The organism is Virgibacillus sp. MSJ-26 (genome assembly GCF_018918075.1).
In the GTDB taxonomy this organism is placed as follows: domain Bacteria; phylum Bacillota; class Bacilli; order Bacillales; family Amphibacillaceae; genus MSJ-26.
In genome coordinates, this window is the sequence record NZ_JAHLPW010000009.1 from 123,593 (window position 1) to 143,939 (window position 20,347).

General features: G+C 35.7%; 22 protein-coding genes and 1 riboswitch. Of the genes, 6 read left to right on the plus strand and 16 right to left on the minus strand.

All coding sequences use genetic code 11. The features are described from left to right. Nucleotides 1-59: 59 nt before the first annotated feature. On the minus strand, nt 60-386 hold the full coding sequence (locus tag KQI49_RS10410; RefSeq protein WP_216488691.1) for a YuzD family protein: 327 nt from the start codon (nt 384-386) through the stop codon (nt 60-62). A gap of 241 nt (nt 387-627) precedes the next feature. Between KQI49_RS10410 and KQI49_RS10415 the strand changes: the two genes are divergently transcribed. After that, complete coding sequence (locus KQI49_RS10415; RefSeq protein WP_216488693.1) at nt 628-852, plus strand: NifU family protein; 225 nt, start codon at nt 628-630, stop codon at nt 850-852. 126 nt (nt 853-978) lie between these two features. On the opposite strand, the gene KQI49_RS10420 is transcribed toward KQI49_RS10415, so the two are convergent. Continuing rightward, complete coding sequence (locus KQI49_RS10420) at nt 979-1,953, minus strand: protein kinase family protein (RefSeq protein WP_216488695.1); 975 nt, start codon at nt 1,951-1,953, stop codon at nt 979-981. A 93-nt stretch (nt 1,954-2,046) separates the two neighbouring features. Between KQI49_RS10420 and KQI49_RS10425 the strand changes: the two genes are divergently transcribed. Continuing rightward, a complete protein-coding gene (locus tag KQI49_RS10425; protein WP_216488786.1) occupies nt 2,047-2,568 on the plus strand; it encodes a phosphatidylglycerophosphatase A family protein in 522 nt (173 codons plus the stop codon). Nucleotides 2,569-2,955: 387 nt separating this feature from the next. Here KQI49_RS10425 and KQI49_RS10430 read toward each other — a convergent pair whose 3' ends face one another. The 3 genes from KQI49_RS10430 to hepT are packed head-to-tail and all read right to left on the minus strand — an operon-like array spanning nt 2,956 to nt 4,855. Further along, entirely contained in the window at nt 2,956-3,729 is a 774-nt protein-coding gene (locus KQI49_RS10430) for a TIGR01457 family HAD-type hydrolase (protein ID WP_216488697.1), read from the minus strand. 36 nt (nt 3,730-3,765) lie between these two features. Next, nucleotides 3,766-4,401: a helix-turn-helix transcriptional regulator gene (locus KQI49_RS10435; protein WP_216488699.1), complete on the minus strand. Its 636-nt coding sequence runs from the start codon at nt 4,399-4,401 to the stop codon at nt 3,766-3,768. A 13-nt stretch (nt 4,402-4,414) separates the two neighbouring features. Beyond that, a complete protein-coding gene (gene hepT, locus KQI49_RS10440) occupies nt 4,415-4,855 on the minus strand; it encodes a type VII toxin-antitoxin system HepT family RNase toxin (protein ID WP_216488701.1) in 441 nt (146 codons plus the stop codon). A 164-nt stretch (nt 4,856-5,019) separates the two neighbouring features. Here hepT and KQI49_RS10445 point away from each other — a divergent pair, with 164 nt between their 5' ends. Both KQI49_RS10445 and KQI49_RS10450 read left to right on the plus strand, forming a co-directional pair. Next, a complete protein-coding gene (locus KQI49_RS10445) occupies nt 5,020-6,483 on the plus strand; it encodes an amidase (RefSeq protein ID WP_253286784.1) in 1,464 nt (487 codons plus the stop codon). Between the two features lie 140 nt (nt 6,484-6,623). Next, nucleotides 6,624-6,905, plus strand: a complete 282-nt coding sequence (locus KQI49_RS10450) for a hypothetical protein (RefSeq protein ID WP_216488703.1) — start codon at nt 6,624-6,626, stop codon at nt 6,903-6,905. A gap of 22 nt (nt 6,906-6,927) precedes the next feature. Here the strand turns inward: KQI49_RS10450 and KQI49_RS10455 are convergent, their stop codons facing one another. Then, nucleotides 6,928-7,200, minus strand: a complete 273-nt coding sequence (locus tag KQI49_RS10455; protein ID WP_216488705.1) for a YutD family protein — start codon at nt 7,198-7,200, stop codon at nt 6,928-6,930. Between the two features lie 156 nt (nt 7,201-7,356). On the opposite strand from KQI49_RS10455, the gene KQI49_RS10460 reads away from it, so the two are divergent. Both KQI49_RS10460 and KQI49_RS10465 read left to right on the plus strand, forming a co-directional pair. Then, nucleotides 7,357-7,917 (plus strand): YhcN/YlaJ family sporulation lipoprotein, encoded by a 561-nt coding sequence (locus tag KQI49_RS10460; protein ID WP_216488707.1) that lies wholly within the window; start codon nt 7,357-7,359, stop codon nt 7,915-7,917. 50 nt (nt 7,918-7,967) lie between these two features. Then, nucleotides 7,968-8,954 carry a M23 family metallopeptidase gene (locus KQI49_RS10465; protein WP_371817554.1) on the plus strand — a complete coding sequence of 329 codons (987 nt, stop codon included), beginning with the start codon at nt 7,968-7,970 and terminating at the stop codon, nt 8,952-8,954. A gap of 33 nt (nt 8,955-8,987) precedes the next feature. Here the strand turns inward: KQI49_RS10465 and KQI49_RS10470 are convergent, their stop codons facing one another. The 10 genes from KQI49_RS10470 to sufD all read right to left on the minus strand — a co-directional run bounded on the left by KQI49_RS10470 (nt 8,988) and on the right by sufD (nt 20,331). Further along, a complete protein-coding gene (locus KQI49_RS10470) occupies nt 8,988-9,101 on the minus strand; it encodes a MetS family NSS transporter small subunit (protein ID WP_216488709.1) in 114 nt (37 codons plus the stop codon). After that, nucleotides 9,102-10,613 carry a sodium-dependent transporter gene (locus KQI49_RS10475; RefSeq protein WP_216488711.1) on the minus strand — a complete coding sequence of 504 codons (1,512 nt, stop codon included), beginning with the start codon at nt 10,611-10,613 and terminating at the stop codon, nt 9,102-9,104. A 270-nt stretch (nt 10,614-10,883) separates the two neighbouring features. Next, nucleotides 10,884-12,440 (minus strand): Na+/H+ antiporter NhaC family protein, encoded by a 1,557-nt coding sequence (locus tag KQI49_RS10480; RefSeq protein ID WP_216488713.1) that lies wholly within the window; start codon nt 12,438-12,440, stop codon nt 10,884-10,886. Between the two features lie 176 nt (nt 12,441-12,616). Next, nucleotides 12,617-12,823: riboswitch (Lysine riboswitch) on the minus strand. Between the two features lie 46 nt (nt 12,824-12,869). After that, nucleotides 12,870-13,646, minus strand: a complete 777-nt coding sequence (yunB, locus tag KQI49_RS10485; RefSeq protein WP_253286785.1) for a sporulation protein YunB — start codon at nt 13,644-13,646, stop codon at nt 12,870-12,872. Between the two features lie 71 nt (nt 13,647-13,717). Further along, on the minus strand, nt 13,718-14,029 hold the full coding sequence (locus KQI49_RS10490; RefSeq protein ID WP_216488715.1) for a YunC family protein: 312 nt from the start codon (nt 14,027-14,029) through the stop codon (nt 13,718-13,720). A gap of 68 nt (nt 14,030-14,097) precedes the next feature. Beyond that, on the minus strand, nt 14,098-15,489 hold the full coding sequence (locus tag KQI49_RS10495) for a bifunctional metallophosphatase/5'-nucleotidase (protein ID WP_216488717.1): 1,392 nt from the start codon (nt 15,487-15,489) through the stop codon (nt 14,098-14,100). Between the two features lie 395 nt (nt 15,490-15,884). Further along, complete coding sequence (gene sufB, locus KQI49_RS10500; RefSeq protein WP_216488719.1) at nt 15,885-17,279, minus strand: Fe-S cluster assembly protein SufB; 1,395 nt, start codon at nt 17,277-17,279, stop codon at nt 15,885-15,887. Nucleotides 17,280-17,367: 88 nt separating this feature from the next. Continuing rightward, on the minus strand, nt 17,368-17,808 hold the full coding sequence (sufU, locus tag KQI49_RS10505) for a Fe-S cluster assembly sulfur transfer protein SufU (RefSeq protein ID WP_216488721.1): 441 nt from the start codon (nt 17,806-17,808) through the stop codon (nt 17,368-17,370). After that, entirely contained in the window at nt 17,798-19,018 is a 1,221-nt protein-coding gene (locus KQI49_RS10510; RefSeq protein ID WP_216488723.1) for a cysteine desulfurase, read from the minus strand. The genes sufU and KQI49_RS10510 overlap by 11 nt, the downstream gene beginning before the upstream one ends. Nucleotides 19,019-19,020: 2 nt before the next feature. Continuing rightward, complete coding sequence (sufD, locus tag KQI49_RS10515; protein ID WP_216488725.1) at nt 19,021-20,331, minus strand: Fe-S cluster assembly protein SufD; 1,311 nt, start codon at nt 20,329-20,331, stop codon at nt 19,021-19,023. Nucleotides 20,332-20,347: the final 16 nt, after the last annotated feature.

Genomic DNA, 20,347 nt, shown 5'->3' on the forward strand with positions numbered 1-20,347 from the left:
TAATTTCTAGTATACAGAGAGATTTTTCATGTTTCAAATGCTTTGTTTAAGTTAGATTATTATTTTTGGAGTTGCACATTATGCTGGTCTAGTTGCTTGTAGATTGTTTTTAAACGCGGGATGCCTTCCGCCACCATTTCGTCATTTACAAAGACAATTGGATAAAATAAATCTTCATCAAACATTCGTTTTACAAACTTCTGATGTTTTTCTTCTTCTGGCGGTGAGTCAATATCTATATACTCAAAAATTATATTGTCATCTACATATTTACGTCCAATAGCTGCCTGCAACCATTCATAAGTGTCTTTTGAACCCGGTGCTCCCACACAGCTGGCACAAATCTGATCCGCACCATAAACAGTAATTTGTACATTTTTATCCACTTTATAACCTCCATTAAGGATTTTATACACTAATCGCTTTCACTTCTATTATAAACGACTCTTTGACTATTAGCATCTTTTCAATTTCACTCTTTTCTTAAATCATACCAGTTACTTTTAATTTACAAAAACGCATTTTAAAGTTAAAATAGAGATAAATGTACAATGCAAAATAAAGTCTTGGAATAGATTTTTTTACTTAGACGTTTTATAATATAAAATAGGAAAGGAGAAGATATTAATGGAAGAACAAGTACAAGAAGTATTAAATAAACTACGTCCATATTTACTCCGTGATGGAGGAGATGTGGAATTAATCGATGTAGATGATGACGGTATAGTACTCCTTCGCCTTATGGGTGCTTGTGGCAACTGCCCAAGTTCGACAATTACGTTAAAAGCAGGAATTGAACGTGCTTTACGTACAGAAGTTCCAGGTGTTAAAGAAATCGAGCAAGTTTTTTAAATTTAAATGAAATAAATATAGAATTTTTTATCCTAGCAGACAATTATAAATGCATTGTCTGCTTTTTTACGTTCAGTTCGACTATGGCTCGTAACTTTTGGAAGTAAGATAAGACTCGACTATCGTTTATAACCAAGATAACGTCGGTATTTCCAATTCGTAATTCCCTACGCCAGCCAAGTCGAATAAATCCCTCAATCTTTTTTCATAATCCGTCTGTACATTGATTAATCTTTCTAGTTCTGCATAACTCTTTTCTTCTAAACCATTAAGTAGGACGATTTCAAGACAGTCAAAAAAATGCGCAGGGTATATGAGCCTACCATATAACTGGCGCCAACTGAAAATAGACAGTGGTCTGACTTGTTGATAATCTTCTAAAAAAGAGGTAATATCTGAGCTACCCCTGTTTTGGTTGATTAGAAATTGGTATCGTATATATTCTGCAATATCCCTTGTTGGATGATCAAAAACTAAGTCATGAAACCAAATGATCGGTTCTTGCAAATGGTTGTTATAGCGATGGAAAGTGATAGATCCTTGGTCAATCGAATTAAAGCGTAAATCAACCTCACTTTCTGCAATATATTGAATAGCATTTTCGCAAATTCCGATTATATATGGTAAGATATCCATAACTAAACGGTAGTATGGATGGGACTCTTCCTCGTTTTTTTGCTGTATGCTCGTTTCAACCATTGTTAACTTTTCAATCCAGAGATCTTTCCATTGTCCGTAACTTGATAAGGTTTGAGGTTCAAAACTGTATGTAGAGCCTATTTGATGAAAACTTGCCAATTTATAACCATCGGACATCCTTTGCTGTTCGTTATGGTGCTCTACCCGAATGACCATTAGTTGATCTTGATCATGTGTAGTAAACCAATCTCCTTGCTTGTTTCGTATGGGATGAGCAAGAACATGGTAATTATTTTCATGTAAAAAGTAAGCTAGCGCAGCTTGTTCCATATATGTCACTTCCTTATCTTGGGAAGACATGATAAAATATACAAAACTTTCATCAAGGAATGCCTCTTGATTAAAAAGTGTCGCCCTTTCTTTAACTTGAATACTATATTCAGAAGCAAGCAAGCGATGCAAATTAAACAACCTCCCTTTCTCACATATTACTATGTGTATGAGGAGTTAATGCTAAATTTAACTAAAATAACAAAAGAAATTATGGTGATGAAAATGGATAAAAATACAAAAAAAAGTGAACTAGAGGTTAAAGCGCGTCAGTGGTTGACAGAAAGAGGAGTAACATTAGACGATATAGCTGAACTCGTCTATTACTTACAATCAAGTTATCATGAAGATTTAAGCATGGAGGACTGCCTAGAAAACGTGGATCAGGTCCTAACTAAACGTGAAGTACAAAATGCTATTTTAACAGGAATTCAGCTTGATAAACTAGCAGAACAGAAATTATTAGATCAGCCCTTGCAAAAAACCATCGAAACGGACGAAAGCTTATATGGCGTTGATGAAATTATCGCCTTTTCTATCGTGAATGTTTATGGTTCAATCGGTTTTACAAATTATGGATATATCGATAAGCAAAAACCAGGAATCTTAGAACGTTTGAATGATAAATCAACTGGGGAATGTCATACTTTTTTAGATGATATTGTCGGTGCTATTGCAGCCGCTGCTTCAAGTAGATTAGCTCATGCCACTGCTGATACGGGATTAATTGAAGATAATTTAGGATAGGATATTAGAAGGTGGGACAAAACTAAGTATTGGTTATTAAATGACGAACATTTTTAAGTAAGCGTTATTCGCTTCGGAAAAATACTTCGCTTTCCGTGGGTGGCTGATGAGCCTCGGACCAACAGGATGTTGGTCATGGAGGCGCCCCCACAGGACGTCGCGAATTTAGCCTTCCATCATTCATGACGCAATGCGGGGGCGCGTCTAGCCTCATCTCCCACTGGACAAGCAATACTTCGACAGCAATACAACGTGATTTTTTCAAGGAGTTTACGTATTTTTCCTACGCTACGCTGACTTGAAAATGTGTATATTTATATAAATATACTTTAATACGTTCGCTTTTAAATTATAAAATACCTATGTCCCAACTTTTTTCTATATTTATTAATTAATATGCTGAATCCAATCTCGCAAATTATGAACGTACTGTGTTGGTTTTACCTCCAATGAAGGATAACTCTCAAATGGTGTGACACCCGTAAATACCATAAGGGTATCAATTCCTGCTCGAATACCGGCTTGTATATCTGTTTGATAGTTATCACCAACCATCACAGTCTCTTCTTCACCTGTCCCTAACACCTTTAACGCTTCTCTCATAATAATTGATTCTGGTTTTCCTATAAATATAGGCTCTTGATTTGTACTTACAGTTATCACAGAGGTTAGGGCACCATTTCCAGGTAGTAATCCACGTTCAGTAGGAATAGCGATATCACTGTTTGTCGATATAAAAGTTGCACCTTTTCTTATTTCTAAACAAGCTTTAGCATACTTTTCATAGTTTATATTGCGATCAATACCAAATACCACAAAATCACACGCACTATCAGCAACGGTCATGCCTTCCTTCTCGATGGCATCAATTAATCCACCTTCTCCAATAACATAGCAGCGTGCGTCGCCTTTCTGATGTTTAACAAATTTTGCTGCTGCCATGCTTGACGTAAAAATACGTTCGGGGGTTGTTTCGATACCCATACCGTTTAAGTGTTCGGCGACATCTGCTTGAGTTTTGGATGAATTGTTTGTCAAAAATAAATAAGGGATGTCATTTGAATTAAGGGTTCGAATAAATTCAGCTGCTCCCTCAATCACTTGATTTCCCTTATACATTGTTCCATCTAAGTCAACAAGATATCCTTTATACTTTTTCAATTATTAAACCCCTACTTTCATTATAAAAAAAACCAACTATGCTTTTTCAGGCCTTTTTATCACCCATTTACAACAATGATCTCCAGCCGTTATCCTGGATGTTGAAACAACGTCACTTTCAGGAAAAATATCATTATACATATTTTTTTCATTTTTGCAGATCTCATGATATGTAGTAGCTATATTAGCTATTGGACAGTTATAGTGAATAATTTCATAATCACCATTCTCATTTTCTTTCACTTCAACCATACAGCCTTTGTCATCTTGAATTTCTGCCACTTTTTTTATCTTCTTATCAAAATCCTCTGTTGCCATTTCTTTTTGTAAATTTCCTTTTTCCCTCATCATTCGGTGTTCAAGCAGTTGTGAAACAGCTTCTCTCCCTTGAATTGACTCTAAATCCTTCAAGAGCTCAAGAGGCAATTTCTCATGCTGATTAGGAAAAATTTGATGTCCTTGCTTTGTCAATTTAAAGACGTGATATGGCCGCCCTATTTTTTGTTTAACACTATTTTTTTCAATATAATAGTCATGTTCTAATTCACGAAGATGTTTTCTTACAGCAATTTCTGAAATGTTAAAATTAACCATAATTTCTTCAATGGTCATTTCTCGCTCTTTCTTTAACAAATTTAAGAGCTTTTGCTTTGTAGTAGCTAGCTTTTTCATGTGCTAATCACCTTCATTTATTATTTGCAAACGCATGAGCAACTTCAGATTCTTTTTTTAAATAGTTCCGAATATGTGCAGAAAATTCATCTAAAATACTTTTATTTTTTAGTACCGTTTCCTTCAATTGCTGACTATTAACTTGCAAATAGTCTTTGACTAACATATTTCTAAGTCCGATAACTTCCTTATAATTATCAGTTTCTGACTCTGGCAATACCTCTTCATCGACTAAGATATCAATAATGTCTTCATAACTACCTGGGTCTCTCATTATAAAACCATCAATCATCATGTTACCAACATCAATAATAGATTCAATAATCAATTGTGTCATTCTTTCCAAAGCAAATTTTTCTACAACCGAGTCATATTTAAATTGGTCCAATTCTTTTAAAATTTCTTCAGTAAATTCAAGTGTTTTTTTAATATGTTGTTGATCGACGAAATACATTTTTTCACCCTCCATTACGTTCTTACCTACTTCTATAGTACCATAATAAACGCATATAGATGAATAAAAGTGGGCTATTTAATTGATAAAGATAATATATAATAAATCCATGTTATACTTAGTGTAATTTATTTTCCGAATCTTTAAATAAGGGGGAGAGAATTATGACGAAAACGATTTCGATCAAAAGACAAAACATTCTCGATATGGATGCTTCTACATTAGCGAGTAAGATTAAAAACGGAGACTTGACCAGTTTAAAAGCTGTTAACACTTACATAAACCATATTAAAGAAGTTAACCCATCTATCAATGCTGTTGTAGAAAACCATTTTTCACAGGCTATTGAACAGGCCAAAGTTTACGACCAAAAAGCTAAAGATGGCCAAATTATTGGTCCACTTCACGGAGTACCCGTAAGTATTAAAGAATCATTCGATGTAATAGAAATGAAAACAACAGGTGGACTTATACATCGACAAGACTTTATTGCAAAAACAGATGCTATTTGTGTAGCAAAATTAAAAAAAGCAGGCGCGATTGTGTTAGTCAAAACTAACACACCTACTTTATGTTTTTGCCAAGAAACCAATAATAAACTTTACGGAAGAACTAATAATCCATGGGATTTATCAAGAACTGCTGGTGGTTCCAGTGGTGGTGAGGGGGCTTTACTTGGTGTTGGTGGTATTGCTATAGGCCTTGGTTCCGATATTGGCGGCTCTATTCGGTTTCCAAGCCACTTCAATGGAATAGTCGGATTTAAACCTGGAAAATATCAAGTGTCGCAAAAAGGACATTATCCGTTTTTAGCGCACCCTCTACAAGAAAGAATGCAAAGCATTGGACCTATGGGAAAGTCAGTCCAAGATATCGAACTTTTATATAGTCTTATTCAAGAGCAACCCAATCATACAAACAATAAGGTTAAAAATCTTGAGATTATATTTACACCTCTTATAGTCGACTACCCTTTATCTTATGCAACACAAAATATGTATCAGGATGTAAAGGATAATCTTGCAAGTGATTTTTCAGTACAAGAAGATATACCGCCATACTTAAAAGAAAGTGCCCTACTCTGGCAAGAAATTATGTCTTTTGATGGAGGTAAGTCGATTCGAGAACAGGGATTCCAGAGTGATAGACCAAATGTGCTTAAAGAATATATTAAAGAAAAAACCACAAAAAACTCCCAATATCATTATTACTTTACATGGGCACTTATTGGAGCTGCCTTGTTTAAACCTTCTAAAAAGCGGCAGCAAGAGATTCAAGAAACGGTAACGAAGGGCGACCGGGAAATCGACTTATATCTCAAAGACCGATTATTAATTCTTCCTGTTTATCATCAAGGTGCACCTCTGCATGACTCAGTATACAATGAAATTTTTTCAATTAGAAAAACTTTTCAACAGTATCTCCCTTTCGTTGCTTACGCGAATGTTTGGGGACTTCCTTCATTAACATTGCCTATTGGTGAAGATGAGAATAACATGCCCATCGCTATCCAAATTATAAGCTCCACGGAAAATGAAGGGGCACTATTTGAAGTAGGCAAATGGCTAGAAAAGAAATTCGGCGGTTACACTCGCTGTGATAAGTTAGATAACAATCTTTCTGTTTAAGATTGGTAATAGACAAAATGTATATAATGTGCAGTAATTTAACACTTTCTACTAAAAATGAGGTAAACCTAATCATCCTAATATTTTTCATTCTAATTGGTTATAGCTAATAATATAAGCCTTTAGAAAGGATGTTATGAATGTCCAAAAAAGACAAAAAGGATTATTCGGATTTTTCAAATGTTAAAAATAGACAGAATGATTTAATACCAGAGGAAATGCCAGAGGGCTCTTATGGTTCGCCGATAAATGAAGCTGAGCCAGTTGAAAGCAAATCGACACCTTGGGAAAAAGGGCAACGACGTCAAAGTGCTTATGTTTATCCTTATAAGGAACTTCATGAAGATTTACCAAGACAAGTACCTGGCTCCCATCCAATTCATGACGAACCCGAAGATGTACATTTTGAAGAAGAACAGTAGCTTATCCAAGCTCCTGTTCTTTTTAATTCACTTTTTTAATAACGAAATATGCGCATCCAAAATTGCAGTATTCATAAAGATAATCTTCTAAAACATTGATTTTTTTATCAAATGTTGCTTTTGGATTATTATCATTATAAAAACCCTTTAAGCGTAATTGTTCGTATCCCCAGTCACCAACAATATAATCATACTTTTTCAATATATCCGAGTACCTTTCTTTCAATACCTCTTCATGAAGACCACCTTTTTCATTTTCAATGATCTCATACATATTACCAGCTAGCTCTATCACATAAACACCTCTTTTTTAAAATTGGCACTACATTGGCACACCACATATAATTGTTGATACCATTTTACCACATTTTCATTAAATACAAATTATTCTTGTATGAAAAACCATTATTTCAACAAACTAACACTATATAAGTTTAAGGAGGAAAATGAAGTGAGAAAGCTTTATGTAATTGCTTTAATATCATTACTAATCGTAACCGGATGTGGAATGAATAAACCAAAGACAGATGAGGATAAAATCGCTGAGGAATTAAACCCGACGCGTAATAAAGATTCAACAATTGATCCTGAATGGGAAAAAAGATTAGGTTATGTTAATTATACGAAAGACCAATTTGATGATGAACCAGATAGAGATGAGATTGTTAGGATGGATCGTAACAAAATGGCGGATACAATCGCAAGAATAATCTTACAAAACAGTGAAAGTTTTGACGAAGTTGCCACACTTGTTACCGATAAAGAAGTTTTAATCGCTTATGACAAGAACGACCATTTGTCTGATGAGGATGCTGTAGATCTTGCTAAAAAATCAGCAATGTCTGTAGTGCCGCGCTTTTTTGATATATATGTTACAGATAATCCTTCATTAATTCCTGATATTCAAAGTTTGCATAACACTACAACTCAAGATCGCAGCCACGGTAATACATTAGAACAAATTATATCAGAAATGGAAAAACAAACCCCTCAGAATCATTCACAGGACTAACATTAGTGTTAGTCCTTAAATAAATTACAAGCGATAACGAGGTGAAAATTATGTTAAGTTGGAACAATAGGACTTGTTTATTTGTTTTTTCTTTATGTATGCTTGTTTTCTCTCCCTATATCAGTGCAGCAGAAAATGTTGATGAAGATATATATCAAAAAAGAATGGCTTTATATAAAAAAACTGAAGCTCTTACACAAGTTCCATGGTATTATATAGCTGCGGTTGATCAATATGAACGACAAGTTTTAGATTTAGATAAGGATGAAGAAGAGCCTTTAATTTCGATTCAAGTACCACCTGAAGTCTGGTTTGGACCTGGAAACAGTTCATTAGTAATGGATGAATTTATTATAGACTTTTTTAATGGGAAAGGTAAAGATGGCAATGGTGACCGTAAGGCAGATCCATCTGATCCGGACGATGTTCTTTACACGATGGCTAACATTCTTGCTGAATCAGGTCCAACTGAAGATGATATAAGAATTGGACTTTGGAATTATTATGAGCGGGATCTTACCGTTCAAACAATTAAAAACACAGCAAAAGTATTTAAAGAATTTAACCAGATTAACTTTGAAGACAGAAGTTTTCCACTCGATATGGATTTTAATTATACCTATAATAACAACTGGGGAGATAGAAGAGGATTCGGCGGCGTGCGAATCCATGAAGGATCAGATATTTTTGCAGATTATGGGACTCCTGTTAAGTCTACAACTTATGGTGTTGTTGAATTAAAAGGATGGAATTTATATGGCGGATGGCGCATAGGTATTCGTGATATATATAATATATATCATTATTATGCACACTTAAGTAGCTATAATGATGATATAATAGTAGGTCAAGTAGTGAAACCAGGAGATATTCTGGGGAAAGTGGGCTCAACAGGCTACGGACCTCCAGGTACTTCTGGTAAGTTTCCACCACATTTGCATTATGGTATGTATAAAGATAATGGAGAGAAAGAATGGTCATTTGATCCATACCCTTATTTAAGTAGATGGGAAAGAATGGAGAAGGAAAATAATTAAGAGCCTCATCAAAAGGATAAGGCTCTTTTTCTACTAATTATTCTTTACAGCTTTTGACTTTTTAACTGCGTGTATAATGCTTCCAGCAAGGCCACCCCAGATTACACCTATTCCAAGAATCATTACAAATATAGACGAACCACTCATTTATTTGGCCTCCTTAATGACATCATCTTGTTTTTTCCTATTATCATTCCATTTCGTTAAGGACATTAGAATACCTACAGCTAACGCGCCGATTGCTACACTCCATCCTCCCCATAAAATGAACGCATCAGGATAACCTTCGTAGTTTTCAGCGAAATTAAGCTTAAATAAATCGTACATCATATATCCTAAAACAAGTGGTGTAATAACACTTAAACTGATCGTCCACCACGAGCCAATCCGAATATCTGATATGTCGTTAGCATGTGTTTTGAATTCTCCTAGTTTGCGGAAAACCCAAGCAATTAAAACAACTTCAACAAGTCCTAGCATAGCTACTCCGAACTGGTTGATAAAGTAGTCTGCCGCGTCAAGAAAATATAATCCTCCTTCAGTTGCAAAGATAAGTGATACAACACCGGCAAGGCCTCCACCAAATAAAACAGCTTTCGTTCTCGATATTTTAAATTTATCAGCCAAGCCTGCAATATATGTCTCGCATATTGACATTAGTGAAGTTAAACCAGCAAGGACTAGTGACGCAAAAAACAAAAATCCAAATAACCCGTTTAACGCCGGAAACTCATTTATGATTGCAGGAAAGACAACAAACGCAAGTCCTACTCCATCAGCAACAACTTCATCAACACTAACACCTGCTTGCACAGACATAAATCCTAATACGGCAAATACTCCTATCCCTGCCAATAATTCAAAGCTTGAATTACCAAATCCAGTAATAAACGCATTATTTGTAATATCTGACTTTTTAGGCAAATAACTCGAGTACGTAATCATAATGGCAAATGCAATCGACATACTGAAAAATATTTGTCCATACGCTGCAACCCATACATCACCACTAAATATTTTTGAGAAGTCAGGTTGGAAAAAATGTTCAAGACCGACTAAAGCACCCGGTAATGTAATCGCTCGAATAACGATAATTAAAAAAATAACGACTAGTGCAGGAATGAAAATTCTATTAGCTATCTCAATTCCCCGTTTAACTCCTCTAAATAAGATTCCTAAAACAACAATCCACACGATGATCAATGGAATGAGTACTGAAGGTACAAATGATCCTACTTGTCCTGGGTCAGCACCTAACTGTAAATAGCTATTATTAAAAAAACCTTCAGTGTCACTTCCCCAATTTAAATTAACAGAAAAGATTGAATATGATATTGCCCAGGCGATAATAACCGAATAGTACGTTGAGATTACAAAGGCAACAGCCACGCCCCACCAACCAACCCATTCACTCTTCTTATTAATTCTTCTAAATGTTAACGGTGAGGAACCATGATATTTATGCCCCATTGTAAATTCCATAATTAAAATTGGAATCCCAGCAGTCAATAGAGCAAATAAGTATGGAATAAAAAATGCTCCCCCACCATTTTCATAAGCTACTGCTGGAAAGCGCCAAATATTTCCAAGTCCAATAGCCGATCCGACTGCTGCTAAAATAAAACCCGCTCGTGTTCCCCATTGCGAACGTGTCTCCATAGAATGACCTCCTCCTTTTATTACTTATTCCATCATATGTTTCTTGTAATAAGTAATGTTTAAAATTTTCTACTTATTCTAATATTTATGTCATTATAACGGCACTTTTAAATTATGTCAAAGTATTTGTATAATTTAATATATTAAAATATATTAAGCGGGTTAATATCAATTATTTAAGAAAAAAACGACTTATTTCGCGACAAAGAACTTCTTTTCAAAAATAACAAAAAAATTCTTCTCCATTATTAATGGAGAAGAATTTTTTTGTTATGCTTCTTTATATTGAGTTTTAGATAAAAAGTTTTTAATCAGGATCAAGGCAATGATTAATACAAATGTAAGAATCAACCCCAAAATATTTAGCTCGGTGAGACCAATAAATAAGTAACCGATACCTGCAGCCAGCGCAGATATTATCGCATAAGGCAGCTGTGTTATGACATGATCAATATGATTGACTCCAGCACCTGTTGCGGAAAGTATCGTCGTGTCTGATATTGGTGTGCAATGATCGCCAAACACTGATCCAGCTAAAACAGCTGCTAATGTCGGCAGTAAAAGTGTCATATCTGTATTGACAGAGACTTCCGCGGCAATCGGTAACATGATACCGAATGTTCCCCAAGACGTGCCAGTTGCAAGCGACATCACACTAGCTATTAAGAAAAATAACATGGGTAATAAAGCAGGACTAATACTCGCATCACTGACAATACCGGCTAAATACTCACCTGTTTTTAACGTACCAATTATTGAGCCAATCATCCATGCTAGTAATAAAATGTAGATTGCAGGCAGCATGGTTTTAATGCCTTCAGTTATGACTTTCAAAAAATTAGCTTTCGGATTTCCTTGTTTAAAATGAAAAGCGGTACCTACTATAACCGCTGACAAACCGCCAACGAATAAGGAAACATTAACATCTGTATTAGCAAAAATAGTTATTAAAGATGCCTTTTCATCACTTGCTTGCCATCCTGTTAATATCATAGCAGATACTGTAATGATAATCAGAACAATGATAGGGGCCAGTAAATGATAGACTTTTCCCTTGGGATGTGATTTAAGAGAATCACTAAGATCACCGGGTATTTTTTTTTCATCATTAATCACTTTATTTTGCTCAAGTGCACGTTGTTCATGTTTTTTCATTGGACCGATATCTAATCTACCAAATGCTACTAAAAACACGAGCAGCAGTGACGCAAATGCATATAAATTCAAAGGAATCATTTTAATGAACGCTTCGAGTGGTTGAACATCCGTGATATGATAAACAGAAAATATACTTGCTAAAATCCCAATAATATAAGCACCCCAACTTGATATGGGCGATATAACTGTCACCGGCGCTGATGTGGAATCAATAAAATAAGCTAGCTTGGCTCTAGAAATCTTATGGCGATCTGTTAAAGGTCTTGCCACTTGACCCACCGCCAAACTATTAAAATAATCATCAATAAAAATTATGATACCTAATAAAGCCGTCATTAATTGGGCGCCGGTACGTGTTTTTACTCGTTTTAACATCCACTCACCAAACGCTTGGCTACCACCTGAAGCTTGAAGTAATGCTGTCATAACGCCTAGTAATAAAAGAAAACTTAATAATAACACATTATCCCAATTAAGGGCGCCATCTGTTACAAAGATTTCAACAAAAACATACCAAATTTCTTTTAATGTGGATAAAATATTAAAATCATGAATAAATAAAGCACCAATCAGGATGCCAATTCCAAGTGAGGGTAAAACTTTCCTAGTCAATAAAACAAGAACTAACATAATAAGCGGGGGGATAATTGAAAAAATTGTTCCTTCCATTCTAAAACCTCCATTTGTATATCTTTTCGTTCCCTTTACCTTCTATTACTAAAAACTTTTTAAAAAACCTATTTCGGTTAAAGGTGAGAGGTACACTCATGGAGATAAAAATAAAAAAAGACAATGATATAGAAAATAACATATCATTGTCAAAGCAATATCCGTTATCCTCCATTTCGATCAGTAGTTCTCCATGAACCTATCCACATTTCAGGATTTGAAATGAAGATGGATATGAACATGACAGTGTGACCCTTATTCAAAGTCATACCAGCTAATATATGTTTGACCCATATATGCTTCGGCAAACAATCCTTTCATCAACTTTCCTCGTTGTCATCCTCATGTTGATTACTTTTATTATTTGCACCTCTACCTCACCGATCTGTAAGGTCATATTAAATTTATAATCATTACTATACTAGATTATCAATCATCTTGCAAGTCTTTTTTTGGTACTGAAATAGATGGATTATTTCCACTTCCTCCATAAAATTCAGGTACTTCACCCATAACAAGATGTTTATCAATCATTATTTTAGTGCTTACATTTTTTAGTTCAGTGGAAAAAGGTATGACAATCTGTACATCCGCTTCTACAAAAACATAAAGTGTTATGACGACACCATTAATCCCTACTTCTTCTCGTTCTTCAATAATATCTGTTTGAACACTTCCAACAAGTTCTAAATTCACTGGAATTTTAGGGCCTAAATTGGCAAGAACAGTATTACCGGTCGCTTGGCCAATAGGTATTTCGACCACAGTAGGATCACGATCTACAAGCTCATCGACCGTGTCACCGTATACTTCTGGTTCATCTAAGGGGTCTTCATAATCAGGTGGTTCTCCTCGATTCATGCTATGAAAGAACTCCTCCACTCGATCGGTTGCGGCTCGGTTAATTTTATTAACAACTGTTTGATCATAACCAACCATGGAAATTTTCCCACTATCATCCTTTGTCAAATTGGCAATACTTTCAAAAGAGTATTCTTCAGCAAATTTTACAGCTGAGTTAATAGCTCTTGTAGCAAATTCAGTTGTCTTACGATCCGCAATTTCCATTAATGTCGGCTTAATGCCCTTGTCAATAATCCATATACTAAGAAAAACGAGGATACAAACTATTACAAAGGATATCATTAATATAGTTCTCGCTTGGGGTGGTGACCGACGTCTTCTATTAAAAAATCGTTGTATCAATTCAAAAACCCCCTTAAAACACTTTATGCTTGTTTCAAGAGGGTTAGACTTGTATTTTTAACAACCTGTGATTAAGTGAGTTTTAAGAGAGCATCTTTACCGATCATACCCTCTTCCCAACCAAATTTTTCTTCAGCTGCACTCGTTACTTTTTGAAGTGGCGCATGTAGTAAATCATCGATAGTTCTGACACCAAATGCTCTTCCAGCGATAACTTCACGTTCTCTTAGTTTTTCACTAGCATCAAAAACATCCACATCAAGTGCCGCACACATAATATAGCCAACATCATTTGAAATTGTTAATAAGTTCGTTTTTGGAAGTGCTACGCACACTGCTGTAAACTGCTTACCGTCCACTTCTAAAGGTTTAATCGTTATCATTAACTAACCTCCTTTATCATGTACACTGCAGTTTATGCAGGAAGGCTGCCTAATGATACAATTTTCTTTTATTTATACTCTCTTTCCAATGTCAGAACTAATAAATCTCTAATAAATTCTGGTAAAAAGAAGTTTTTCACTTCTGATTTTGCTACTTCAGGGAGAAGACGTCCGAATGTAAATGTATCAGGTAGAGCAACTGTATATGTTGCATACGAATTTAGTGGTAGTCCATTATAGTAAACGCTTTTTACAAACTCCTGTCCATCCACATATTTTTCCGTAATGACATCCAGTCCAGAAAAAATCATTCGTCCAATCACTTCCCCTCTGAAACCAAAGCCTTTCAATTTTAACTCCATAAAGTCCTTTGTTAGTGACGCTCTGATAACTTCAATTAATTCATCTCCTTTTAATTCCACAACGCACGGATTAATCGGATGTGGGCAATTAGAGTGAATATTACTATAAGTCACATCCCCTGCTGGAAAACGGTCCAATAACAATCCAGCGTTTAGCATGGCGCAATCTGCTTTTGTCCGTGCTTTCATGGTGTCAGTTAATTGTTTCATAATATCGGTGTAGTCAAACCATTTAACTTCGATTGGTTCTTCAAGAAAGACAATTGCCTTATCAAGATGCCGTGCGGATTCTTCATTCAAATGGAATAAATGTTTTTCTGTTTCCAAGTCTTTAGGTAGATGGGTTATATCAATTGCATAAGCTTCTTTATTAACGAGTTTTCCTAAAGAATCATCCCATGTTAAAATAACCTCGCCCACATACGAGCAATGCTTCCCCGCTGCAGTAATGATAGTATTATTCAATTCTTCTCCAGTTCTTAGCAAGTGATGAGTATGTCCTCCTATAATGACATCAATATCTGGAAATCTTCTTGCTATCTCTCGATCATCATTAATGCCAAGGTGAGATAGTAATACGATAACATCAGTCGATTCCTTTAGATTACTGATATGCTTTTCAAGTTCTTCGTAAGGTGAGGATACATGCCAATCGAGTAGCTCATAATAATCGTTAAATGGTGCTGTTAAACCAATCACACCAATTTTGACACCATGAAGAGATTGAACATGGACAGTGGTATTTAGCCAAGAGGGAGACTCTCCCATGCTATATAAATTAGCACAAACAACTTGAAATTCTGCCTTATTGTAAAGTGTATATAAATCTTCATGAGATAATGTAATTCCTTCATTGTTTCCAATTGTAGCTAAGTCATAGCCTGCTTCATTTAGCAATTCAACGTTTGCTTTCCCCATAAAAGCCTCAGCAATTGGATTAACGCGATCGACAAAGTCACCTATGTCTGCAATCCAGTATGATTCATTATTTTCTTCCCTCTTTGCTGTTTCATTTTTTAAAAAGCCTACTACACGTGACCAATTTTTAAAATAACTATGCAAATCATTTGTATAATAAAAATATAATTTTTCTTGCATTTTACTTACTCCTTAATAGTAACTCTTGATTATTCAAATCTTAAAATCAGTTTATCATTGTTTAATTTAGATTCCTATTAAAGGACATTTTTTGATAATAACAATAAGAGATTGGTTTAGTCTCAGCAAAAAGGTAAACTAGATGACTCTCATGTTCTATGACAGCCAAATGTAATGCCTCGGGGAGTCAGAAGATAAACCTTGATTATGTACCCTCAACAGATGAACCTTAACCAAAGCGAGGAGATAAAAAGACTTCAACTTCCATTTCGGTGTAATTTTATTGTGAGATAAAAAAGTTATGAAATATTTTAGCACATCCATTATTATAGCCAAAATAAACCCTCCTCTGGCTATACCAGAGGAGGGTTCCCGGATTAAAAGGTATTAATATATTAACCGATACTGCCTTCCATTTCATAACTGATCAAACGGTTCATTTCAACAGCGTATTCCATTGGGAGTTCTCTTGTAAATGGTTCAATAAAGCCCATAACAATCATATCTGTTGCTTCTTGTTCTCCAATTCCTCTACTCATAAGATAGAAGAGCTGTTCTTCAGAAACTTTCGATACTTTTGCTTCGTGCTCTAATGAAATGTTATCATTGTTAATTTCGTTATACGGAATAGTGTCTGAAGTTGACTCATTATCCATGATTAATGTATCACACTCAATATTAGCACGTGCACCGTCAGCTTTACGTCCAAAGTGTACAAGTCCTAAATAAGACACTTTTCCACCATGTTTAGAAATAGATTTAGATACAATGGAAGATGACGTGTTTGGTGCTAGGTGATGCATTTTTGCACCTGCGTGTTGAAGTTGACCTTTTCCTGCCAAAGCAATGGAAATCGTCATACCACGTGAACCTTCACCTCTTAGAAGAACCGCTGGGTATTTCATAGTAAGCTTAGAACCCATGTTTCCGTCGATCCACTCCATTGTCGCATTTTCAGCACATGTTGCACGCTTGGTTACTAGATTGTAAACGTTGTTTGCCCAGTTCTGAATTGTTGTATAGCGACAATAGGCATCTTTCTTAACAAATATTTCTACAACAGCACTATGAAGTGAGTTAGTTGTAAATACTGGTGCAGTACAACCTTCAACATAGTGTACAGATGCACCTTCATCAACAATGATTAATGTTCTTTCAAACTGCCCCATATTTTCCGAGTTAATACGGAAATAAGCTTGTAGTGGAGCCGTCGCTTCCACACCTTTAGGAACATAGATGAAGGATCCACCTGACCAAACTGCAGTATTTAGTGCTGCAAATTTGTTGTCTGATGCCGGTATAACTTTTCCGAAGTATTCTCTAAACATTTCTTCATTTTCTTGTAAAGCTGAATCTGTATCCTTAAATATGATCCCTAGTTTTTCAAGGTCTTTTTCAAGGCTTTGATAAACAACCTCAGATTCATATTGTGCAGAAACACCTGCTAAGTATTTTTGCTCTGCTTCAGGAATGCCTAACTTATCAAAGGTTTGCTTAATCTCTTCTGGTACTTCATCCCATGTTCTTCCTTGTTTTTCAGAAGGCTTAACATAGTAGATGATTTCATCAAAGTCTAACTCTGATAAGTCTCCACCCCACTGAGGCATTGGTTTACTATAAAATATTTCTAATGCTTTTAGACGTTCTTCAAGCATCCACTCTGGCTCGTTTTTCATCTTAGAGATTTCTCTGACAACATTCTCAGTTAAACCTCTTTCAGTACGGAAAACAGACACATCTTTATCATGAAAACCATATTTATATTCTGTTTCTGGTAACTCTTTTGCCATTATTTATAACCTCCTATTAGATAGTAAAATGACCTAACTAATACACGAATGGATTAATTTCCATTTTCTATATGAAAGGAAAAAGACCTTAAACATTTTCCTCTTTGGCACTCTTTTCAAGCGCCTTCCATGCTAGTGTAGCACAGTTTATACGTGCAGGAAACTTAGACACTCCATGTAACGCTTCTATATCGTCTAAATCTATTTCTCCAGCGTCAACATCTTTTCCTAACATCATTTCAGAAAAAACTTCGGACATTTTTAGAGCTTCCGTCAGTTTTTTACCTTTGATTGCTTGAGTCATCATTGAAGCAGAAGCTAAACTAATAGAACAGCCTTCACCATCGAATTTAACGTCTTCAACAATGCCATCTTTAACACTCAAATAAACTTCAATTCGGTCTCCACATGACGGGTTATTCATTTCTACAGTTATTGCATCACCATCAATCGTCCCCTTATTTCTAGGATTTTTGTAGTGATCCATGATAACTTGGCGGTATAGTGTGTCGAGATTATTAAAAGACATCGCCAAAATACTCCTTTGCTTTCAAAAGTCCATCGACTAAACGATCAACATCTTCTTTGTTATTATATAAATAAAAACTGGCTCGTGCTGTTGCTACAACTTCTAACCACTTCATAAGTGGCTGTGCACAGTGGTGACCTGCGCGAATAGCAACCCCTTCCGAATCTAAAACAGTCGATAAATCATGGGAATGAACGTCTGCAAGATTAAATGTAACAAGTGCAGCTCGTTTTTCAGGTCCATAAATAGTCAGGTCTTCAACTGTGTTCATTCGTTCCATAGCATAGCCAATCAAGTTATGTTCATGTTCTTCAATTGCCTCGATACCTACATCATTTAAAAAGTCAATAGCAGCACCTAATCCTATTGCTCCGGCAATAATTGGCGTTCCGCCTTCAAATTTCCAAGGAAGTTCTTTCCATGTAGAGTCATATAGATTAACAAAATCTATCATTTCTCCCCCGAACTCAAATGGTTCCATTTTCTCTAATAATTCACGTTTACCATATAAAACGCCAATACCAGTAGGAGCACACATTTTATGACCTGAAAATGTGTAAAAGTCACAATCCATATCCTGAACATCAACTTTCGTATGTGGAGCACCTTGAGCTCCATCTACTACAATGACAGCTCCATGATCGTGTGCAATTTTTGCCATTTCCTTAATAGGATTAATAGTACCAAGTACATTGGATACATGCGCAATGGCCAATATCTTTGTATTTTCGGTTACTGTGTTTCGAACATCCTCAAGTGTGGCTGTCCCATCGGATTGTAACGGAATATATTTCAAAGATGCACCAGTAGCTTTTGCTACTTGCTGCCACGGGATAATATTACTATGATGTTCCATTTGAGTTAAAACAATTTCATCACCTTCAGTAAGATGATTTCTTGCATAACTGTATGCTATCGTATTAATCCCTGTCGTTGTTCCTCTATTAAAAATAACTTCAGCTGTACTTTTAGCATTAATGAAACGTCTTACTTTTTCACGAGCACCTTCATATTGATCGGTTGCTCTTGAACCCAGTGTGTGCACTCCGCGATGCACATTTGAGTTGTTGAAGCGGTAGTATTCATTTACCGCTTCAATAACTTTTAAAGGCTTTTGTGCCGTGGCTGATGAATCCAAGTATACCAATGGATGACCATTAATTTCCTGATCAAGTATTGGAAATTCCTTTCTTACGGCATTTACATCCATATTTAATATACCTTTCTCTCAATTAATTCAGTTAGTTGTTTTCTAACAGAAGCAATTGGTAATTGTCTTACCACAGGTGCAAGGAAACCATGAATAATAAGACGTTGCGCTTCCTCTTTTGTGATCCCACGACTCATCAAGTAATACATTTGAAGTGGATCGACACGTCCTACTGAAGCAGCATGTCCAGCCGTTACGTCGTTCTCATCTATTAAGAGAATAGGGTTAGCATCTCCGCGAGCTTTTTCACTTAACATTAACATACGGGATTCTTGTTCGGCATTTGAGCGTGTGGCTCCATGCTCGATTTTACCAATAGCGTTAAATATAGCAGTTGATCTATCCTTCATAACACCGTGTTGGAGTATATGCGCTTCAGTATCTTTTCCTACATGCACTGTTTTGGTAGAAAAGTTTTGAATTTGCTTATTACGTCCTACTGTCACGGTTTTTGTATGTCCTGTTGAGTTGTCTCCAACAAGATGTGTTACGTTTTCAAATACCGTATTCCCATCATTCATTTGGCCTAGTGCCCAATCAATAGATGCGTCACGGTATGTAACTCCTCTACGGTTCATGTAAGTAGTCGTTCCTGCAGCAAAGTTGTCGACCGCTCCAAATGAAATTTTTGCATTGTCATGTGCAATCACTTCTGTAATAACGTTGGCTACATTTTCTGCATCTTCATTATGAGACAAGTAATTCTCCACATATGTTAGAGAGCTACTTTCCTCCGCTACAACAAGCACATGATTAAATAGAGACGCTTCGTCATCTTCCTGCCAGAAAATAACTTGTAGTGGTTCTTCAATTTGAACATTTTTTGGAACATATATAAATATTCCACCGTTCATCAATGCAGCATGAAGGGCAGTTAGACGATGTTCATCTGTAGAAACAGCATCTTTCATATAGTAACGCTTTACCAAATCTTCATGATCACGTAGTGCTGTAAATATATCTGTAAAGATAACACCTTTATCTTTTAATTGTTGACTTAATGTATGATAAGCAACAGATTGATTGCGCTGGATAAGTAAGTTTTCAGGAGCATTTTCTTCGTCAAAGAAATCCTTAATTTCAGATGGAAGATTACTTAACGAAGTTAATGTATCCCCTTCAGCATACTTATGGTTAAATCGACTGAAATTCCATCTTGTAATGTTAGTCTTATCTGGTTCTGGCATATCAAGATTTTCAGCCTGTTCAAGAGCGCGTAACCGTAAATCTTTCATCCAATCTGGTTCGCTCTGTTCTTTGGAAAACTGCTCTATATAGTCTTTATCGAATGGAAGTTTAGTTTCAACAGTCATAATATTACCCCTCCTA